Here is a 19659-nt window from a genome sequence, read left to right as displayed (position 1 = left end):
CCCGGGAGCCGGGCAGCCCCTTCCGAGCCCACAGGAAGTGGCCCGCACCACGTTGCGCATGCCACACTCGTGCCATGAACGCCATGAAGCTCACCCACTCCGCCCCCTCCTTGAAGTACCAGGCGCACTCCGACTCCTCAGGCCCGGCCTGGCGCCACCCGGACCATGTGGTCCTGGAGATCTGCGTGGAGGATGTCGAAGGGGTGCGGATCGCCGCGCGGGAGGGCGCCGACCGCGTCGAGCTGGGCGACAACCTCACCGCCAGCGGCACGACGTCGTCGATCGGCACTATCGAGGCCGCGATCTTCGCGGCCGCCGAGCAGGTCGAGGAGCGCCGCGCCCTGGCCGGGCCGCACTGGACGCGCTCCAGCGCCGCCGCGCCCTTCGGGCTGCGCGTGCTCATCCGGCCGCGCGGGGGCTGCTTCGTCTACGACGCCGATGAGGGGCGGGCCATGATCGCCGACGTGCGCCGCATCGCCGCCCTGGCCCGTGAGATGAGCGAGTTCACGCGCCCCCAGATCACCGGCGGCGGGGCCTTCCTCCCGCCGGCGGTCGAGCTGGGCTTCGTCATCGGGGCGCTGACGCCCGACGGCGCAGTGGACCGCGGCCTCGTGCGCCTCCTCATGGGGATGGCCGAGGGGGCCCCGGTCACCTTCCACCGGGCCTTCGACGAGGCCCGCGACCCGGTGGAGATCTACGGGGACCTGGGGGGCCTGGGACTGGACTACGTGCTCACCAGTGGTGGCGCGGCCACCGCCGCCCAGGGCACCCAGGTCATCGCCGGCCTGGCGGGCGCCGAGGGGCCCACGGTCATCGCCGCGGGGGGCATCCGGCCCGACGCCATCAGCGCGCTGGTGGAGTCCACCGGCGTGCGGGAGGTGCATATGCGCCTGGCCAAGGAGGGCCTGCGCCCCGGTGAGCCGCAGCGCACCGACCCCGCCCAGGTGCGTCGGGCCGTGGAGATCACCCGCTCACTGCCCCTGCCCACCGGGGCCGAGGAGGGCTGAGGCGGGCCGAGACGGAGGCCCGGTGGCCGATCCCGCCCTGGCGTCGTCGCCTGTCACCGGATGCCGACGACGACGCAGCGACCGGCGCTGGCCCGCGCGGCTCTGCGGCACGGGGGCGGGAGTCCCGGGGCCGGTCCGGCGGCCGGCCCGGATCGCCGTCGCGCCTTCACGCTGGCAGCGCAATCGGCAGCACAGCCCACATCCCTGTGATGACCGTCATCACTTTCTGATTTAAGTTTGGCTTCATGAGCGAGGTCCGTATCGACACCCCCCGAGGCATCACCTTGGCGGGGACCCTCACGCTGCCCCCGGGCGCCGCTCCCCTCGACCCGGATGCCACTCCCACCGCCGAGGAGCCCGCCCCAGCGCGCGCCGAGGGCGCGGTGCTCCTGGCACACGACTTCCTCACGCACCGCCGGGGGATCGAGGGCCACCTGGACCTGGTGGCCGCCCACTACCGGGAGGCGGGCCTGGCCACCCTGGCCATCGACTTCTCCGGGCTGGGGGATTCCGACGACGCCGTCATCACCCTGGCGGGCGAGGCGGAGGACCTGCGGGCGGTCTCCAGCTGGCTGGCCGAGCGCGGCTACGAGCGCCAGGCCATCCACGCCAATGGCTTCGGGGCGACTGCGGCGCTGGTGGCGCGCCCCGAGCGGGTGCGCACCGCCGTCCTGGTGGGGGCGGTGGTGGGCCCCCAGTCGATCCTGTGGGAGGAGGTCTTCTCCCCCGAGCAGCTCGACGAGCTGGCCGCGCACGGGCTGACCCGCATCCCGGATGACAACCCCAACGCCCGCAGGTGGAATGTGCTGTCCAAGGAGACGCTCGCCGACTTCTCCATGCAGGAGCCCGCCACTACCATGGCCGACCTTCCCTGGCCGGTGCTCATGATCTACGGGGTCCTCATCAACGAGATGCCCGATACCGCCGCGGCCGCCGCGCAGGGCCTCCCCCTGCTCCAGAAGGGCAGCCGCCTGGAGCAGGTCAGCGCCGCCTCCTCCCAGGAGGCCAGGCTGGAGGCCGCGCGCATGGGCGTGGAGTGGGTGGCGCGCCGCCTGGCCTGAGCCCCGCAGCGGGGCCGCAGCCGGTGCGCCGTCGCCGGCCGACTGCCGCCAACCGCCCCGCAGGGAGTTCGCGCGGCCCCGGGTGCTGTGATGCCGAGGCGGTCTACCGCGCGGTCAGACGCACGACGACGCCGCGGTGGTCGGTGCGTGCAACGGTGATGACCTCACCGGCGGTGCCCTGCCAGGCTGCGGCGTCGACGAGGATGTGGTCGATGGTGGCGCCCATGAGGGTGCTGTCGGTGGTGCTCGGCCAGGTGGCCAGGCCGCCGATGCCCGCCTGCTCCCCGGCGCTGGCGCAGCGGTGGAGGTCCCGCAGGGGGCCGTGGTCGCGTGTGGCGTTGAGGTCCCCGGCCAGGATGAGCCCATCCGGTGGGTTCTGGCAGATGGCGGCCACCCCGGTCAGGGAGGTGCGCCACAGGGTCATGTAGCCCGGTACTGGGGGGTAGGTGTGGGCCCCGGCGATGACGGGGCCGGTGCCGTCCACGGGCTCGACCATCACCAGTCCGCGCCCGGTCCCCTTGGGCCCCTCCACCTGCCGGTAGTCCCCGAGGCGGGAGGAGACCAGCATCGTGGTGGCATCGACCGGGTCGATCCGCCCGGGGCCATAGGTGTCGTCGTCCGGGTCGAGCGGGGGCGAGACGGCGCTGAAGACGGTGAAGGTGGCCTGGGCGCCGAGGCTGGTGCCCGCCAGCGCCGCGGCGAGGCGCTCGCCGTAGGCGGCGGTGGTCTCGGGCAGGATGATCACGTCGGCCTGCGCAGCGTTGGCGGCCTCCGTCAGGTCCTGGATGGTGACATCCTCCCGCTCGGTGTTGAGGGCCAGGACGGTGACGTCCTCCTGCCCGCTCTTGTCCGTGATGGCCGCCAGGGTGCTCATGGAGGTTCCGCGGCCGGCCAGGATGCCGCCGTGGGTCAGGGCGACGAGGACCAGGACGAGGGCCAGGACCGCGCTGCTCAGCCCTGCGCGGCGGCCGGTCCGTCCGCTGCGGCGGGCCCATAGGCGCAGCATGATCGCCAGCAGGGCGGCGAGCAGGCCCAGGATCCCCCATCCGACGGCCATGAAGGAGCGCATCGCGATGAGCTGGGCGATGAAGGGCTGCAGGGTCAGGGGCGGGTGGATGCTGATCAGCGCGGCCAGCGCGATCACAGCGGCGAGGACCCAGCCCGCGATCTGGAGGCGGCTCATGGCCTCACTCAACCAGGAGCGCTCACCGGGCCACAAACCGGTCTCACCCGGCGGTGGACACCCCGACCGGGGAAGCGCGGTACTCTTCCGGGGTCATTTACTGGCAGCATCCAGCAGGGGAGCAGCAGTGGTCGGTGAGCGGCCGTGGAGGGGCAGGGTGTTCATCGCGGCGAGCCTGGATGGCTTCATCGCCCGGCCCGATGGCGCAATCGAATGGCTCACCGATCCCGCCCCCGGGCCACGCCACCATGCACCCGAGGCACCTGCGGGACCCAGCACCAGTGCCCACGCCCTGGAGTGGGAGCAGTTCCTGCCCAGCATCGACCACCTGGTCATGGGACGGGGTACCTATGAGAAGGTCCTCACCTTCGAGGAGTGGCCCTATGAGGGCCTGGGCGTCATTGTGCTGTCCACCGCCCTGGAGGCCGAGGACCCCCGGATCACGCCGGCGCGCAGCCTGGAGGAGGCGGTCGCGCTGCTCGATGCCCGGGGCGCCCGGCAGGTCTATGTTGATGGCGGGAGGGTCATCCAGTCCTTCCTGTGCGAGGATCTCATCGACGAGATCACCCTGGCCTGGGCGCCGGTCCTCCTGGGCTCGGGCCTGCCGCTCTTCGGCCCCCTGCCCCGGGACACCCGCCTGGAGCTGGTGGCCTCCCACACCGGCCAGAACGGCCTGGTCCATGCCACCTACCGCGTCTACCGCCCCGGCTGAGCGGTCCTCTGCCCCCTGCGGTCGTGCCCGGCGCCCGCCGCTGCCCATCCCCGGTCTGCCCCCACCCGCAGCGGCACGGGAGCCCTGCGACGCGGCGCGTGCGCAGGGCGGCAGCCGCGTAGGGAACAATGGGCCCCCTATGGAACACGGCCAGAACGAGCAGAACCGCAGCGCCCAGGGGCAGGCGACCGGATCCGCGAGCCACGGCGATCGCCAGCATCGGGGGCGCGGCGCCGAGGTCGGGCAGGGCGCAGAGCCCGCCAGCACCGACGGCGCCGCCACGGATCACGACCGCCCGCGCAGCGGCGAGGAGCAGGGGCACGGCTCCCACTCCCGGCCCTCCACCCGCCGGCACGGTCGCGGCCGGCGCAAGGGCCGACCCCGCCGCGGGCCCGACCACCCCCGCCGCGGCTACACCCCTGAGCAGGTCGAGGCCCGCCACCAGGCGGTCCCCGCCATCGTCTACCCCGACCAGCTCCCGGTCTCCGCGCGCCGCGAGGAGATCGCCGAGGCCATCCGCGACCACCAGGTGGTCATCGTGGCCGGGGAGACCGGCAGCGGCAAGACCACCCAGCTGCCCAAGATCTGCCTGGAGCTGGGCCGCGGGGTCACCGGCATGATCGGCCACACCCAGCCGCGGCGCATCGCGGCGCGCTCCGTGGCCGAGCGCATCGCCCACGAGCTGGGCACCCGCATCGGGCGCGAGGGCATCGTGGGCTACCAGGTGCGCTTCACCGAGGAGGTGGGCCCCACCACCCTGGTCAAGCTCATGACCGACGGCATCCTGCTGGCCGAGATCCAGTCCGACCCCCAGCTCTCCCGCTACGACACGATCATCGTGGACGAGGCCCATGAGCGCAGCCTGAACATCGACTTCATCCTGGGCTACCTGGCCCGCCTGCTGCCCAGCCGCCCGGACCTCAAGGTCATCATCACCTCGGCCACCATCGACTCCGAGCGCTTCGCCCGCCACTTCGGGCAGCGCGCGGCCCGCGCCGGCGCCGACGGCCAGGAGGTCTCCGCCGTGGTGCCGGCACCGGTCATCGAGGTCTCCGGGCGCACCTACCCCGTCGAGATCCGCTACCGCCCGCTCATCGCCGACGACGACGCCCCCGACGACCCGCAGGACGGCGCCGCACCCACCGCCGGCAGCGGTGGCGGGCCCGCCGCCTCGCCCGCCCCGGGGGAGCTGAGCGAGGCCGAGCTGGAGGCCCTGACCTCCCCCGATCCCCAGGTGCGCGCGGCCGCCCGGGCGCGCCGCGAGGCCGCGCGGGCCTCGGCCTCGGCTGATTCCACCGCCCCGGGCCCCGCGGGCCGGGGCGCCCGAGCCGCGCGCGGCCGCCCCGCCAGCCCCGGCCCCCAGGAGGAGCGCGACCAGGTCACCGGCATCCTGGATGCCGTCGATGAGCTCATGGCGGCGGGCCCCGGGGACATCCTGGTCTTCCTGGCCGGGGAGCGGGATATCCGGGACACCGAGGCGGCCCTCATCGACCACCTGGGGCCCCGACACACCCCCGATGGCCGCTCCTCGGTCCCCGGCGCCGTGGAGATCGTCCCCCTCTACTCGCGCCTGTCGGCCGCCGAGCAGCACCGGGTCTTCCAGGCCCACTCCACGCGCAGGATCGTCCTGGCCACCAATGTCGCCGAGACCTCCCTGACGGTGCCGGGCATCCGCTACGTCATCGACCCGGGCCTGGCCCGCATCTCGCGCTACTCCAACCGCACCAAGGTCCAGCGCCTGCCCATCGAGGCCGTCAGCCAGGCCAGCGCCAACCAGCGCTCGGGCCGCTGCGGCCGCGTGGCCGACGGCATCGCCATCCGCCTGTACTCCCAGGCGGACTTCGACTCCCGCCCGCAGTACACCGAGCCCGAGATCCTGCGCACCTCCCTGGCCAGCGTCATCCTGCAGATGGCGGCCCTGGGGCTGGGCGCCGTCGAGGACTTCCCCTTCCTGGATGCGCCCGACCCCAGTCAGGTGCGCAGCGGCATCCAGCTGCTCACCGAGATCGGCGCGATCGAGACGGCGGCCTCCCGGGGCCCCGGCCACGAGAGGCGGGGACAGGGCGGCCCGCGACTGACGGCCATCGGCCGCCGCCTGGCGCGCCTGCCCATCGACCCCCGCCTGGGGCGCATGCTCCTGGAGGCCGGCGAGCTGGGCTGCGCCGGGGAGGTCATGGTCATCGTGGCCGCGCTGTCCATCCAGGATGTGCGCGAGCGCCCGGCCGACCGCCAGGAGGCCTCCGATGCCATGCACCGCCGCTTCGCCGACCCCACGAGCGACTTCCTGACCTACCTCAACCTGTGGCGCTACCTGCGCACCCAGGGCCGCGAGCTGTCGGGCTCGGCCTTCCGCCGCATGTGCCGCTCGGAGTTCCTCCACTACCTGCGGGTGCGCGAGTGGCAGGACGTCCACGCCCAGCTGCGCGAGCTGGCCCGCCCCCTGGGGCTGAGCGCGGCCCCCATCGAGCTGCCGACCGCCCGCGCCATCCGCGCCGCCACCGAGGCCCTGGAGCCGGGCTCCCACGCCGCCCAGATCGCCCACGGGGGTGTGGCGGCCGCCGTGGTCGCCCTGGGCCGCAGCGCCGACACCCCGGATGCCGATGCCATCCACCGCAGCCTGCTGACAGGCCTGCTGTCCAACGTGGGCAACTGGGATGAGCGGCGCCGCGACTACGCCGGGGCCCGGGGCACGCGCTTCACCATCTGGCCGGGCAGCGGGCTGCGCCGCAAGACCTACGACTGGGTGATGACCGCCGAGCTGGTGGAGACCTCCCGGCTCTTCGCCCGCACGGTCGCCAAGGTGGACTCCCGGTGGGTGGAGGAGGCCGCCGAGCGGGCCGGGCTGCTGCGCCGCGTCTACGGCGAGCCCTACTGGTCCACGCGCCAGGGCGCCGCCATGGTCCACGAGAAGGTCATGCTCTACGGCATGACGCTGGCGGCGGACCGCCCCGCCACCCTGGCCTCGGTCAATGCCGCCGCCGGGGAGGTGGCCCGTGAGATGTTCCTGCGCCAGGGCCTGGTCGAGGGCGGGTGGCACGCCCGCCACGCCTTCGTGGCCCGCAACCGGGCCCTGATCGAGGAGCTGGGGGATGTCGAGCGCCGGCGTCGCGTCCACGGGCTGCTGGCCGACGACCAGGCCCTCTTCGACTTCTACGACGACCGTGTGCCCGAGGCGATCACCTCGGCGGCCGCCTTCGACGCCTGGTGGAAGGACCAGCGGCGCGCCACCCCCGAGCTGCTGGACTTCACCCGCGAGCTGCTGCTGCCCGGCGGGGATGATGCCAGCGGCTACCCCGACACCTGGGTGCAGGGCGATCTGACCCTGCCGCTGGCCTACGTCTTCGAGCCCGGGCGGCACGACGACGGCGTGAGCGTGCAGGTGCCGGTGGAGATCCTGGGGCGCCTGGAGCCGGTGGGCTTCGACTGGCTGGTGCCGGGCATGCGCCCCGAGCTGTGCGTGGCCACGATCCGGGCCCTGCCCAAGCGGGTGCGCCGCCAGCTGGTGCCCGCTCCCGATGTGGGGGCGCAGATCCATGCCGCCCTGGTGGAGCACTACCCGACGCCGCCGGGCGCCTCGGCGCCCGAGGTCCCCTTCGAGGAGGCCTTCAGCGCCGTGGCCAGGCGGCTGAAGGATGTGGAGATCACCGAGGCCGACTGGCAGGAGGCCGCCGAGCGCCAGCCCGACCACCTGCGCATGGCCTTCGTCGCCACCGATGAGCGCGGGCACGTCCTGGGGCGCTCCAAGGACCTGGTGGCGCTCAGCCGGCGCCTGTCGGGCCGCACGGAGGAGGCGGTGCGCTCCGTGGTGCGCGGCGCCCTGGCCCAGGCCATGGAGGAGGCGCAGGACCGCCAGGGCACCCGCGGGCGCAAGGGCCGCAAGGGCGCCAAGGGGCGCCGGTCCACTCAGGGCGCCGACGGCGGGGCTCCAGGCGCGAATCAGGGCGCGGGCCCCTCAGGGGCCCGGGACGGAGCCGGGGGCCCGGCCCCTGTGGGGGCCGACTCGGGGGCCCCGCAGGCTCCCACCGGGTCCGCGGTCCGCTCGGGGCTGGCCGAGCGCGAGGGCCTGACCGACTGGCCCAGCGACGTGCCGGGCCTGGGGGCCCCGCAGCGCTCCACGATCCCGGCCACGGTGGAGTCCACCGGGCGGGCGGGCCTGGTGGTGCGCGGCTACCCCGCGCTCCTGGCCTCCGGGGGTGCGGCGCGCCTGCGCCCGGAGCCGGCCAGCAGCACGGCATCGGCCTCGCAGGCGGGCCGCGGGCAGCAGGCGCCCAGCGCGGATCTGCGCATCCTTCCCGACGCCGTCGCCCAGGCCCGTGAGCATGGCGCCGGGGTGACCGCCCTGGCTCTGGCGCGCACCATACTGCCCGCGGGCAGGGTCAGCAGCCGGTGGAGCGGGCAGGAGGCACTCACCCTGGCGGCCTCCCCCTACCCCAGCACGGAGGCGCTGGTGGCGGATCTGCAGCTCGCGGCGGCGCGCAGCGTGGCCGGCCGGTGGGCCGCCGCGACCAAGCGGGCACTGGACCGGGTGCGCGAGCGCACCGTCTTCGGCGAGCTGGTGGGTGTCATGCGCGAGGAGTTGGAGGATGAGGTCCACCGCCTCGCCCTCATCGTCGTGCGCATCCTGTCGGCCCAGCGGGAGGTGGAGCGGGCGGTGGGAGCGCACACCTCCCTGTCCCTGCTCACCACGCTCCAGGAGGTGCGCGAGCATGCGGCGCAGCTGGTCAGCGACGGCTTCGTCTCGGCGACGCCGGATGATCAGCTGGCCCATCTGCCCCGCTATCTCACCGCCCTGGCGATGCGGGTGGAGCGGGCTGCCTCCTCGCCGTCAGCGGCCTCCCAGGATGCGGCCCTGGCCTACCAGGTCTCCCAGGTGGTCACGGCGGTCGATCAGGCCCGGGCGCGGGCAGCGGCCCTGCCCCCGGACGCGCAGCGCGAGGCGCGACTGGTCGAGGCCCGGTGGATGGTCGAGGAGCTGCGGGTCAGCCTGTTCGCCCAGACCCTGGGGACATCCCGCAAGGTCAGCCCCCAGCGCATCACCAAGCTCCTGGCCTCGATCACCTAGAGCTGCGGCAGGGCCCCGACTGCAGGGCCGGGCGCTCCTGCGGCCGCACTGCGGCGCCGCCGGGGTCCTGCCGGGGTCACAGCATCGCCGACATGAGGCGGCAGACGTTGTCCACGTAGCGCCGGTACCAGGGTTCGCAGGCCCACTCCTGGGCGGTCAGCTCGGTCGATACGGCCCGGTAGTCCGCGTCGTTGCTCCGCAGGAGGTCGTCCAGGTCGCCGCCGAAGGCCAGGAGCATGAGCTCGTAGTTGAGGGCGAAGGAGCGAAAGTCCATATTCGATGAGCCGATGACCCCCACCTCGTCGTCAACGGTCATGTACTTGGCGTGCAGGACCGTGGGCGCCGGATAGCGGTAGATGCGCACGCCCGCGGCCAGGAGCGTCCCGTAGTAGGAGCGCTGGGCGTGGTTGACGATGAACTGGTCGGACTCGGTTCCCACGAAGAGCTCGACCTCCACGCCCCGGTAGGCCGCTGAGGTCATGGCCGTCAGGAGGGCCTCGTCAGGGATGAAGTAGGGACTGGTGATGGACACCCGCCGCTTGGCGCCGTAGATAAGCGCCACGAACATACGCAGGTTGGGCTCGGTGGGGTAGCCGGGGCCCGAGGGGATGAGCTGCATGGCGTTGACCACGGCGCCGGGGCGCCCGGGCTGGGGCGCTGATCGGCCCACGGGCACGCCGGGCAGCCCGGAGCCCTCGGGCAGGGTCTCGGAGGGCTCCCCCAGGGCGAGCTCGAGGGCCTCGAGCTGCTCGCCGGACTCGAAGTACCAGTCCATGGCGAAGACGGCCTGGGCCTCCACGACGATCTCCCCGGTGATCTCCACCGACAGGTCCTCCCAGGTCCGCCCGGCCCACAGGTTGCGACGCAGGCGGTAGGTGGGGTCGATGATGTTGTGGCTGCCGATGAAGGCACGCTCGCCGTCGACCACCAGGACCTTGCGGTGGTTGCGCAGGTCGGGGCGGCGCCAGCGCCTCTTGTGCGGCAGCAGCGGCATCATGAGGCGCCAGCGGATGCCCGCGGCGGTCAGCCTGTCCCCCAGCTCCTTCCACCCCGGGTACTTGCGGCTGCCCAGGTGGTCCATGAGGAGGCGGACGGTCACCCCTCGGGCGGCCGCCCGCTCCAGGGCGGAGAAGAAGATGTCGGTGACCTCGTCCCAGCTGACGATGTAGAACTCGGCGTGGACGTGGTCGGTGGCCTCGTCAATGGCGCGCGCCATCTCGGCGTAGGTGGCTCTGGCCTCGGAGTGGACGGCGATGACCTCCCCGGTGACGCATGGCAGCCCGGTCAGCTCGCGGTTCATGCGCAGCACCCCGGTCAGAGCGGTGGAGGGGCCGGCCCCCACCGGCAGGTCGGGCATGTTGCGGGTGTACTCCAGGGTCACCTCGTTGACGGTGTTCTGCTGCTCCAGGCGCCGGCCGTGCACCCAGGGGCTGCCGATGAGCAGGTAGAGGGGGAATCCGACGAAGGGCAGCAGGAAGATCAGCAGCAGCCAGGCGGTGGAGGAGGAGGGGCGGCGGTTCTCCGGAACCGTCCCCAGGGCGGCGATCTTGATCGCGTACTCGATGACGACCCAGATGGCGGCCAGGAGCGGGGGCATCGTCATGGCCGCATGATGTCACGGACGGGCGGGGAGGCGGTGGACGTCCCGGCGCGGGCAGACCCGTCGTCGACGCTGCGTCCGAGGCGGGTCCCGGGGTGCTCTGCGGCGTTCGGGACCAGAATGCTGCGAAGGCCCGCCCCGGTATGGATCCACCGGGTCGGGCCATTCGCATCGAGGTCGCTTGCCGGTTCCCATTCGGCAGCGGGTCCTCCTTCACTGGAGCGCCCGAGCACATTCCCTTGGCTGTGGCTCAGACTCGGTGACAGCCGGTCAGCAGTACTCCCCAGTACCTCGCGACCGCCCCCGTCCAGCGGTGAGTAGAACTCTGCCGACCAACCCTGAAAGAACCCTTGGAGCAGCGCTGGGAGAACACTGAGAAAAACGCATCAATACGGTGACGGAAGGCAACGAATTGATAACGACGACGCCCGGAGAGTCGCGTGTTGCGCGCACCACTAACGACCCGCTGCACGGAACTCGCAGCACATCACGGATTGATAAAGAATAACATCACTGTGAGTTTATCTCATCCACTGCAATGATGTCGGGCGGCACACAGAACGTGCACAGGACATGCAGTGCCGCACCCCGGCATTCCCGGGGAAGCCCTCGCACACCGGTGCGGGCTAAGCGCGCGAGGGCGTCGGATCCCCGAAGAAGACGCGGAAGTACCCGTAGAAGTTCCAGTTCCCCCAGGCGGTGCAGCCATCCCCGCCACTGGCAGCGGCCTCATTGGGCTGGTACGGCGTGTAGTTGTACAGCGCAGCGGTGGCCTGGTTGACCACCGTGAGCTCGGCTGAGCCGCACCGGGCCTCCGGGGAGTAGGCGACCTGCGTCGGGACCTCGGCCTGGACGTCATAGGCACCCGGGTCGAGCCGGTAGCGCTGGTACTGGGAGGCGGCCCCGTAGAGCTGGGCGACGAACCCCGACCACTGGGTGTCGCAGGCTGCGCCGTCGGGGCACCCGTAGCCGGCAGCGGCCTCGTAGTCACGCGCGGTCAGAGTGGCGCCGGAGGCCGTCAGGAGCCCCTGCTCCTTCTGAATGAGGACGAGCAGGACCTGAGGATTGATATCGCAGGACTGGGCCACCGCCCAGATGACCCGGCCGGCACTGGCGCCCTGCTGCTGGTCGATCTGACCGGGGCAAAAGGAGGTGGCCTCGCGCGGCTCGACGTCGAAGGTGGCCTGGGCCAGGCACGGAGTGCCATCCAGTCCGGGCATGCAGCCCTCGTTGACCTGGGAGATGAACTCCTCCACCTCCGCGCGGGTCATCGCCTGGGAGTCGTAGAAGACCTCATCGTCGATGATGCTGGCGGCCTCGAAGCCGGTGGGGTCGGGGGCCACCGCGGCGGGCTCGGTGAGGACGGCCGCCGAGGTGGACTGGCCCTGGGGGCCACTCAGGCGCAGCACCACCAGGCCGAGCAGGACGGTGATGAGAAAGGCCGCCAGGATGATGCCCAGCGGTCCACGCAGGATGCGCCGCTGGGGTCGACGGCGTGCTGGGCGCCGCCGCACCGGGCGGGCGCGCCCAGGGGCGTGGGCCCGGCGCGAGGCGCCCGGCCCACGGGGGCTGCGGTGGGCCCGGGGACCCGGGCCGGAGGAGGGAGGGGACATCCCCGACATATTCCCACATCTCCACTCATCTATCCCGCGGTACACCGCCGTCGCCCCGAGGCGCCGGGCATTCGGGGACGCATACCGCGCCGGAGCACCCCTCGCCGGCACGCCCGATGACCACCAGCGCCCCTGGAGCCGTCAGCCCACATCGTGTCCACTAGAATCGCTGCCGTGCACCTCCCCGATGTCATGGCACTGGCCCGCGAGCTCATGGAGGAGCACGGCGTGGGCCACTGGGGACTGGAGTTGGACCGCGCCCGGCGGCGCGCCGGGCAGACCGACCACGCACGCCGTCGGATCACACTGAGCCGCCACCTCATGGCGCTGTACCCCGAGTCCGAGGTACGCGAGACCGTCCTGCACGAGATCGCGCATGCCCGCGTGGGCGCCAGCCATGGGCATGACGCCATCTGGACCGCCGAGGCCCGACGGATCGGGGCCAGCGGCACGCGGCTGGTGGGCGCCGGCTCGCCTCGGCTGCGAGGGCGCTGGGTCGGACGCTGCCCCGCAGGGCATGAGGTGGACCGCATGAGGCGGCCCTCCCGCCCGGTCTCCTGCGCCCGGTGCGCCCGGCGCTTCCGTCCCGAGCACCTCATCACCTGGAGCCTGGAGGGGCGCCCGGTGGGCCCCGAGGAGATCGGGCCCCAGTACGCGCGCTCACTGGCACGGATCCTGCGGGACTAGAGCGACTCGCCCACATCCCAGCAGGCGGCCCGCCAATCCGCGGGGCACCCGCAGGGCCAGCCGTGGGCAGTACTGCCCGTCGGCTCGCGGGTGATCACCCCGCGGGCGAGCCGGAGATCACCGCGCCCCACTACCCTGGAGCCGACCTTCGAACCGCCGACTCCAGGAGAGCCATCATGATCGTCACCACCACACCCACCGTCGAGGGCTACCCGGTCACCCAGTACCTGCGCGTCGTCTTCGGCGAGACCATCGCCGGGGTCAACATGTTCAAGGACATCGCCGCCGGGTTCCGCAACATGGTGGGCGGGCGCTCGGAGGCCTACGAGCGCGAGCTCATGCAGGCCCGCGAGACCGCGTTGGCCGAGATGGTCCAGCGGGCCCAGGAGCTCGGCGCCGAGGGGATCGTCGGGGTGGACATCGACTACGAGACCCTGGGCAGCGACAACGGCATGCTCATGGTCACCGCCTCCGGGACGGCCGTGCGCTTCTCCACCCCCCGCTGAGCCGCTGCGCAGCACGAGCGCACGACGGCCTGGGGCGGGATCGGCCCCGCGCCAGGCCGTCGGCATCCCTCCCCGCACCCCCTGGCCCCATCGGCCGGTCGAACGGCCGGGATTTCCCAGACGGCCGGGATTTCCCAGGTGGTTCACAGTGCCAGGAGGTGGGTTTTTCCAGGGTGGTCGCGTTACATAGTGGGCACCACCGGACGGAACCGGTCCTGAGGGTTGGGGAGCCTGATGACGGACCGGACCTCCGAGGCCGGCACCGGGTCTTAGGGAGCCCGGGGCCGCCGCTCCGGTGAAGGAGGCGACCGCCTCCCCGGGTGCATGGGAACCCGGGTGGCAGACGGTCCCTCACGAGGCTTGGACCCTCGGGCCCGCAACCGCGGGCCCGAGGGTCAAGTCTTACCCCCACCACCGCCACCCCCGACCGAGCCCGAGCCCCACGGCCACACCCAGCCAGCATCCCCACCGAGCAGGGCCATCACAGGACGAGGGGGCCGGGATCACGGAGACTCGCAGCCAAGAAGCGGGCGGGCCTCCCGGCAGGGCCGTGCCAAACCAGTAGGCTCTTTATCGTGAGCGGTTCCCAGATCCCAGAGCAGCGTCGTCGCCTCAGTCCCGAGCAGCGCCGGGAGGAGATCATGGCGGTAGGCCTGGAGATATTCGCCACCGGCTCCCTGACGCAGATATCCGTCAACGAGATCGCCAAGCGCGCCGGGGTCTCGCGGGCACTGTTCTACCACTACTTCCCCTCCAAGATCGATCTCGCCCGGGCGATCGTGGCCCATGAGATCAGCCAGGTGCACAGGATCGCCGGCGCCGAGAGCATCGAGGAGGTCGTCACCGCCTACATCACCTACGTCCAGGGCAGACCGATGGGCTATCGGGCACTGCATATCGGCGGCCTGGAGAATGACCCGGTCATCGGCGAGGCGATTCGCGCCAGCCAGGTGAAGTTCGAGGAGATTCTGCTCAACCTGCTCTCGATCCCACTGACCGACCAGCAGGCCCGATTCGCACTGCGCACCTGGACCAACACGGTCATCGCCACCTGCCTGCAGTGGCTGGAGCACCCCGAGATCGACAGTGAGGAGATCGCGGGGATGATGATCAGGACACTGCACGCGCTCGTGCCCACGGGGCGGGGCCCGGCCCTGGAGGGGCACGGTCCTCAGCAACGGGACGACGAGCCTGCGGCGCCGCAGACCCCCTGAGGCGCGCCCCCTCGGGAGACTGCGACCGGGGCGGGTCAGGGCCGTCTCTCCTGGCTCGGGGCGACCCGGGGGTGCGGGCCGGGGCCTGGGCGGCGCACCAGGAGGAACAAGTGCCCGGGAGGATCGGGCCCCGGAAGGCGGCAGGGCCGCCGCGAGGCGTCACTTCGCGGAAAGAGCGATACGGCGCGGCATGGACGGTACCTGTAGGGGCATCCATTCCGCGACGCCCATGTCGCGACGCGAGGCCCCATCGCACCACACCCCGCCGGCCGAGCCTCCGGCGCAACCCGGCGCCCGCGCCAAGGGTCCGGGCTTATTAACGCATCATCTGGCGCAACCGTCGGCCACCTGCTATCCTCAGCAGTAATTAGACGGGGCATCTAATAGCTCTGTCCCTTAATTATCCCCCATCACACCGGTTCCAGGGAAGGCCCTCCCATGTCAGAGCTCACGAAGAGGCGCAGCATGACGGCGGACGCCGGGAGCAGCACGCCCCATGAGAATCCCGCACTCAACGATGCCACCGCCCTGAGCGCCGAGATCCTCACACCCGCCGAGCTGGCTGCGATCGGCGCGACGATGCGCCAGGCCCCCGCGACGTCACTGGCCCCCGCCGAGTCCCGGCGCGCTCGGCCGGCGTCCCGGCAGGCACCCCGCTCCTCCAGCCACGCCTGCCGGGTGCTCTTCGCCCCCGAGACCATCAATATTGCCGAGGTCACGCGGGGCATCGAAGTCGCCAAGCGCATGCCCGAGGGGGTGGACTGTGTTTTCACGGGCTTCTCCCCCCGCAACAGGGATCTCATCGAGGAGGCGGGCTTCGAGTTCATCCTCCAGGAGCCGCTCCTGACCGACGAGCAGGCCCGCCAGGCGCTGGACTTCGACCAGGGCCGCGGCCACCGCCACCCCTTCACCCGCGCCATGCTCTCCCAGCGGGTGGCCAGCGAGCGCGAGCTCATCCGCCGTCTGTGCGCCAGCGCCGTCGTGGTGGGGGTCACCCCGAGCCAGTTCATCTCGGCGCGGGCGGAGTCGGTGCCCCTGGTCTTCGTGCGCCCCTTCGCCTACTCCCTGCCCCATGTGAGCATCGCGCGCTCCTACGGCACCACCGCCTTCCTGCCCCGCACCACCCGCAGGCAGCGGGTGATCGACCGCGCCGCCGCCGGAGTGTTCCACACCGTGGCCTCCCGCGTACCCCTGCCCCGGCCCTTCTACCAGGTGGCAGCCGATCACGGGGTGGACCTGGCTCGCAATGTGGCCGGGGCGCTGACCGCCGACCTCAACCTCATCGCCTCCGCCCCGCACCTGCTGCCCCAGCACGTCGAGATGCCCGCGGGCCACCGCGTCGTCGGCCCCATCTACGCCCACCTGCCCGGCCCGGTCCCGCCGCTGGTCGCCCGGCTCGCCGAGGGCGACCAGCCGGTGGTCTACTTCGCCATCGGCTCCTCGGGCAACCGGGACCTGGCGCTGTCGGTGCTGCGCGGTCTGGGCCATGCCCCCTGCCAGGTCGTGGCCCCGGTGCGCAGCTACCTGCACGAGGAGGATCTGGCCGGACTGCCCGCCAACGTCCATGTCACCGACTGGCTGCCCGCCGATCGACTGGGTGGGGCCATCGACCTGGCCATCACCCATGGCGGTGAGGGGACCGTGCAGACCAGCTGCACGCAGGGCTGGCCCTTCATCGGCATCCCCCTCCAGTTCGAGCAGCGCTTCAATGTGCAGCGCTGCGTGGCCTTCGGGTCGGCGCGCCTGCTGCCGCAGAAGCAGGCGTCCTCCACCGATTGGGCCGCGTTGGTGCGCCAGGCCCTGGCCGACGAGGAGATGCGGGCCAAGGCCGCCCAGATGGCTGATCTCATGCGCAGCCTCGATGGCCCCGGCCAGGCGGCCCAGGCGATCATGGAGCTGCTGGAGGGACCGGGAGTGCCCACCAGCCTTGCGGGAGCCCTCCCGGCAGGCGCCTCCGCCGCCCCGAGCCCCGGCTGCGAGCGGACCCTGGCCCTGGCCTGAGCCGGGCCATCCCCAGCGCCCGGATCCGGACCCGGGCGTATCGGGGCGCAGAGCCCCGGTTCAGTGGCGGGCCAGGGCGCTCTCATTCGTGGGAGGCGGGCTCTCCCACCCCTCCAGAGCCCGCCTCGCCGTCTCAAGGGCCATCCCCCACTGCGCTCGCCAGCCTGGATATGCCGCCACGCGATTCACCCCTCGGACACCGCCTCCCCTCCCTCCTGAGGAACGACCGCCGTCAGATGGGTGGCCTCTTCGACGAGGATGGTCCGCTTGAGCAGATCAATGATCTGCTGGACGAAGGTCCTCCCCTGATCAGGAAGCGACGCGGGCACCATACTTCAGGACATCGAGCTCCTCGAGCTCTTAGAGAGCCCGCTCTCGGTCCAGGAGCCCACGGCCACCACCGCCCCCAGCACCTCTCCACCCGCCCCCGCCAGGGCCGCCGGACGATAGGCTCGCAATGGCGCACCCCCCACCGAAGGAGCTCACTGTGCCCACTTCCCACGCCCCCAGCCCCGAGCCCGCCTCTGCGGAGCACCGCACCTCCAGCCCTGCGGAGCACCGCACCCGTGCAGCTCGGCTCGTCGCGCAGATGACCCTGGAGGAGAAGGCCTCCCTGACCTCCGGGGCCGACTTCTGGCACCTCAAGGCCATCGAGCGCCTCGGCATCCCGCAGATCATGGTCACCGACGGCCCCCACGGCCTGCGCAAGCAGGCCACCGCCGCCGGCCAGGCGGATCTCAGCGCCTCTGTGCCGGCCACCTGCTTCCCCACCGCCGCCGCCCTGGGATCCACCTGGGACCCCGAGCTCATCGAGGCCGTGGGCCGGGCCCTGGGCGCCGAGACCGCGGCCAACGACGTCGCCGTCATCCTGGGCCCCGGGGTCAACATGAAGCGCTCGCCCCTGTGCGGGCGCAACTTCGAGTACTTCGCCGAGGACCCCCTGCTGGCCGGGCGCATCGGCGCCGCCCTCATCACCGGTATCCAGTCCCAGGGCGTGGGGGCCTGCCTCAAGCACTATGCGGCCAACAACCAGGAGACCGACCGCATGCGGGTGGATGTGCGCGTCTCCCAGCGGGCCCTGCGCGAGATCTACCTGCCGGCCTTCGAGCACATCGTGCGCACCGTCCAGCCCTGGAGCCTCATGTGCTCCTACAACCGCATCAACGGCACCTATGCCTCGCAGGACCCCTGGCTGCTGAGCACCGTGCTGCGCCAGGAGTGGGGCTTCGAGGGCCTCGTGGTCTCCGACTGGGGAGCCGTCAACGAGCGCGTCCCCGGCCTGGCCGCCGGCCTGGACCTGGAGATGCCGGCCTCCGGGGGCCTGACCGATGCCCAGATCGTGGAGGCCGTGCGTCAGGGCCGCCTGGCCGAGGAAGCGCTGGATACCGCCGTCGAGCGCATCATCACCCTTATCCTGCGCACTGCCCCGGCCCTGGAGGCCGCACGAGTCACCGCAGACGGCTACGACGCCCAGGCCCACCACGCCCTGGCCCGGCGCGTGGCCGCCGAGGGCACCGTCCTGCTCAAGAACGAGCCTGTCGGGCCGGACGCCGCCCCCGCCCTGCCCCTGGAGGCCGGGTCCTTCAGCGCCCAGCGCCCCCTGGCCCTCATCGGCGAGTTCGCCCGCACCCCCCGCTATCAGGGGGCCGGCTCCTCCACCATCAACCCCACCCGCCTGGACACCGCTCTGGAGGCCTTCACCCAGGCCCTGGGCGAGGAGGCCGTGGCCTTCACCCCTGGCTACCACCTGGCCGAGGCGGCCGGGAAGGAGGGCCAGGAGCTGTCCGCCCGGGCCCTGCGCGAGGAGGCCGTGGAGGTCGCCCGCGGCGCCACGGCGGTGCTCCTCGTCGGCCTGCCCCAGATCGATGAGTCCGAGGGATACGACCGCCCCCACATGGGCATCCCCGCCGAGCAGGTGGCGCTGGTCCGCGCCGTCAGCCAGGTGGCCGCCTCCACGATCGTCGTCGTCGTGGGCGGCTCGGCGGTGGACCTGTCCTGGGACGATAACGCCGACGCCCTGGCCATCGCCTGGCTGGGCGGGCAGGCCGGCGGGTCGGCCATCGCCGACGTCGTCCTGGGGGTGCAGGCCCCCTCCGGCCATCTGGCCGAGACCCTGCCCCGGCGGCTGTCGGACCTGCCGGCCCAGCTCAACTTCCCCGGGCACGACTCGGTGGTGGACTACGGCGAGGGCGTCTTCATCGGCTACCGGGCCATGGACGCCATGGAGCGCGAGGTGGCCTACCCCTTCGGCCACGGCCTGACCTACACGGGCTTCGCGCTCAGCGACGTGCGCGTCAGGCCCATCGGGCGCGCCGGGCAGGACACGGCGGAGGTTCAGGCCCATGGCCCCGTGGGCCCTGCCGACGCCGAGGGGCAGGCCCGCGTCCTGGCCACCGTGCACGCCACCGTGACCAATACCGGCCAGCGCCCCGGGGCCCAGGTGGTCCAGGTCTACGTGGGCCGCACCGGCGCCTCCGCCATCCAGCGGGCTCCGCGCGAGCTGCGCGGCTTCACCAAGGTGCACCTGGAGGCGGGGCAGTCCATCGAGATCGAGCTCCCCCTGACCCAGCGGGACCTGTCCTTCTGGGACGAGCCCTGCCGGGCCTGGGTGGTCGAGGCGGGCGGCTATGAGGTCTCCGTGGGCTTCTCCAGCCGCGACCTGCCCGCCGTCCTGCCCCTGGAGGTCCAGGCCCCCGCGCCGGTGCGGGAGCTGCGCCCGGACTCCACGCTGGGCGAGTGGCTGGCGCACCCGGTGGGAGGCCTCCTCATGGAGGAGGCGCTGGCCGGCACCCTGGCCCGCCTGCGCCAGGACCACACCACCTTCGAGATGATGGCCGCGACGCCGGCCAACCGCCTGGTGGCCATGCCCGGCATGGACCTGGACCCGCCCGGCTACCGCGCCCTGCTCGACCGGGCCCGCGCCCGCCAGGAGCGCCCCGAGGAATCGGGCCGGGAGCCCTCGCCGCGGGACTAGACGGCCCCCCTCGGGAGGCTGGTGCGCCGTCGGCGGGGG

At 72.6% G+C, this 19659-nt stretch carries 12 protein-coding genes; 9 read left to right on the top strand and 3 right to left on the bottom strand.

Going from position 1 to position 19659, the window contains the following annotated elements:
• Window positions 1-83 precede the first annotated feature (83 nt).
• Together MANAM107_RS06930 and MANAM107_RS06925 are read left to right on the top strand one after the other, a co-directional pair.
• Complete coding sequence (locus MANAM107_RS06930) at window positions 84-1007, top strand: copper homeostasis protein CutC (protein WP_223912939.1); 924 nt, start codon at window positions 84-86, stop codon at window positions 1005-1007.
• Between the two features lie 245 nt (window positions 1008-1252).
• A complete protein-coding gene (locus tag MANAM107_RS06925; protein ID WP_223906650.1) occupies window positions 1253-2068 on the top strand; it encodes an alpha/beta hydrolase family protein in 816 nt (271 codons plus the stop codon).
• 103 nt (window positions 2069-2171) lie between these two features.
• On the opposite strand, the gene MANAM107_RS06920 is transcribed toward MANAM107_RS06925, so the two are convergent.
• Window positions 2172-3251 (bottom strand): endonuclease/exonuclease/phosphatase family protein, encoded by a 1080-nt coding sequence (locus MANAM107_RS06920; RefSeq protein WP_223906647.1) that lies wholly within the window; start codon window positions 3249-3251, stop codon window positions 2172-2174.
• Between the two features lie 157 nt (window positions 3252-3408).
• Here MANAM107_RS06920 and MANAM107_RS06915 point away from each other — a divergent pair, with 157 nt between their 5' ends.
• The gene (locus tag MANAM107_RS06915; RefSeq protein ID WP_223906644.1) at window positions 3409-3963 is read left to right on the top strand and encodes a dihydrofolate reductase family protein; all 555 of its coding nucleotides are present in this window, start codon (window positions 3409-3411) and stop codon (window positions 3961-3963) included.
• A 139-nt stretch (window positions 3964-4102) separates the two neighbouring features.
• Window positions 4103-9025, top strand: coding sequence for a DUF3418 domain-containing protein (locus tag MANAM107_RS06910; protein WP_223906641.1), 4923 nt, complete (start codon window positions 4103-4105; stop codon window positions 9023-9025).
• A gap of 76 nt (window positions 9026-9101) precedes the next feature.
• Here the strand turns inward: MANAM107_RS06910 and MANAM107_RS06905 are convergent, their stop codons facing one another.
• Together MANAM107_RS06905 and MANAM107_RS06900 are read right to left on the bottom strand one after the other, a co-directional pair.
• On the bottom strand, window positions 9102-10628 hold the full coding sequence (locus MANAM107_RS06905; RefSeq protein ID WP_223906639.1) for a phospholipase D-like domain-containing protein: 1527 nt from the start codon (window positions 10626-10628) through the stop codon (window positions 9102-9104).
• Between the two features lie 623 nt (window positions 10629-11251).
• On the bottom strand, window positions 11252-12238 hold the full coding sequence (locus tag MANAM107_RS06900; RefSeq protein WP_223906636.1) for a hemagglutinin: 987 nt from the start codon (window positions 12236-12238) through the stop codon (window positions 11252-11254).
• A 174-nt stretch (window positions 12239-12412) separates the two neighbouring features.
• On the opposite strand from MANAM107_RS06900, the gene MANAM107_RS06895 reads away from it, so the two are divergent.
• From MANAM107_RS06895 to MANAM107_RS06875, 5 genes are all read left to right on the top strand, one after another.
• A complete protein-coding gene (locus MANAM107_RS06895) occupies window positions 12413-12925 on the top strand; it encodes a SprT-like domain-containing protein (RefSeq protein WP_223906632.1) in 513 nt (170 codons plus the stop codon).
• Between the two features lie 176 nt (window positions 12926-13101).
• A complete protein-coding gene (locus MANAM107_RS06890) occupies window positions 13102-13431 on the top strand; it encodes a putative heavy metal-binding protein (RefSeq protein ID WP_223906629.1) in 330 nt (109 codons plus the stop codon).
• Between the two features lie 575 nt (window positions 13432-14006).
• On the top strand, window positions 14007-14645 hold the full coding sequence (locus MANAM107_RS06885) for a TetR/AcrR family transcriptional regulator (RefSeq protein ID WP_223906626.1): 639 nt from the start codon (window positions 14007-14009) through the stop codon (window positions 14643-14645).
• 438 nt (window positions 14646-15083) lie between these two features.
• Window positions 15084-16646, top strand: a complete 1563-nt coding sequence (locus tag MANAM107_RS06880) for a glycosyltransferase (protein WP_223906622.1) — start codon at window positions 15084-15086, stop codon at window positions 16644-16646.
• Between the two features lie 487 nt (window positions 16647-17133).
• The gene (locus MANAM107_RS06875; RefSeq protein WP_263421875.1) at window positions 17134-19620 is read left to right on the top strand and encodes a glycoside hydrolase family 3 N-terminal domain-containing protein; all 2487 of its coding nucleotides are present in this window, start codon (window positions 17134-17136) and stop codon (window positions 19618-19620) included.
• Window positions 19621-19659 lie beyond the last annotated feature (39 nt).

The sequence above is a fragment of the Actinomyces capricornis genome (assembly GCF_019974135.1).
Taxonomy (GTDB): domain Bacteria; phylum Actinomycetota; class Actinomycetes; order Actinomycetales; family Actinomycetaceae; genus Actinomyces; species Actinomyces capricornis.
The sequence above is the reverse complement of the archived record's forward strand: the minus strand, read 5'-3'. Positions and strand labels throughout refer to the sequence as shown.

Coding starts and splice junctions, on each gene's coding strand:
- MANAM107_RS06930 (WP_223912939.1), top strand. CDS start 84: ATGAAGCTCACCCACTCCGCCCCCTCCTTGAAGTACCAGGCGCACTCC.
- MANAM107_RS06925 (WP_223906650.1), top strand. CDS start 1,253: ATGAGCGAGGTCCGTATCGACACCCCCCGAGGCATCACCTTGGCGGGG.
- MANAM107_RS06920 (WP_223906647.1), bottom strand. CDS start 3,251: ATGAGCCGCCTCCAGATCGCGGGCTGGGTCCTCGCCGCTGTGATCGCG.
- MANAM107_RS06910 (WP_223906641.1), top strand. CDS start 4,103: ATGGAACACGGCCAGAACGAGCAGAACCGCAGCGCCCAGGGGCAGGCG.
- MANAM107_RS06905 (WP_223906639.1), bottom strand. CDS start 10,628: ATGACGATGCCCCCGCTCCTGGCCGCCATCTGGGTCGTCATCGAGTAC.
- MANAM107_RS06900 (WP_223906636.1), bottom strand. CDS start 12,238: ATGTCCCCTCCCTCCTCCGGCCCGGGTCCCCGGGCCCACCGCAGCCCC.
- MANAM107_RS06890 (WP_223906629.1), top strand. CDS start 13,102: ATGATCGTCACCACCACACCCACCGTCGAGGGCTACCCGGTCACCCAG.
- MANAM107_RS06880 (WP_223906622.1), top strand. CDS start 15,084: ATGTCAGAGCTCACGAAGAGGCGCAGCATGACGGCGGACGCCGGGAGC.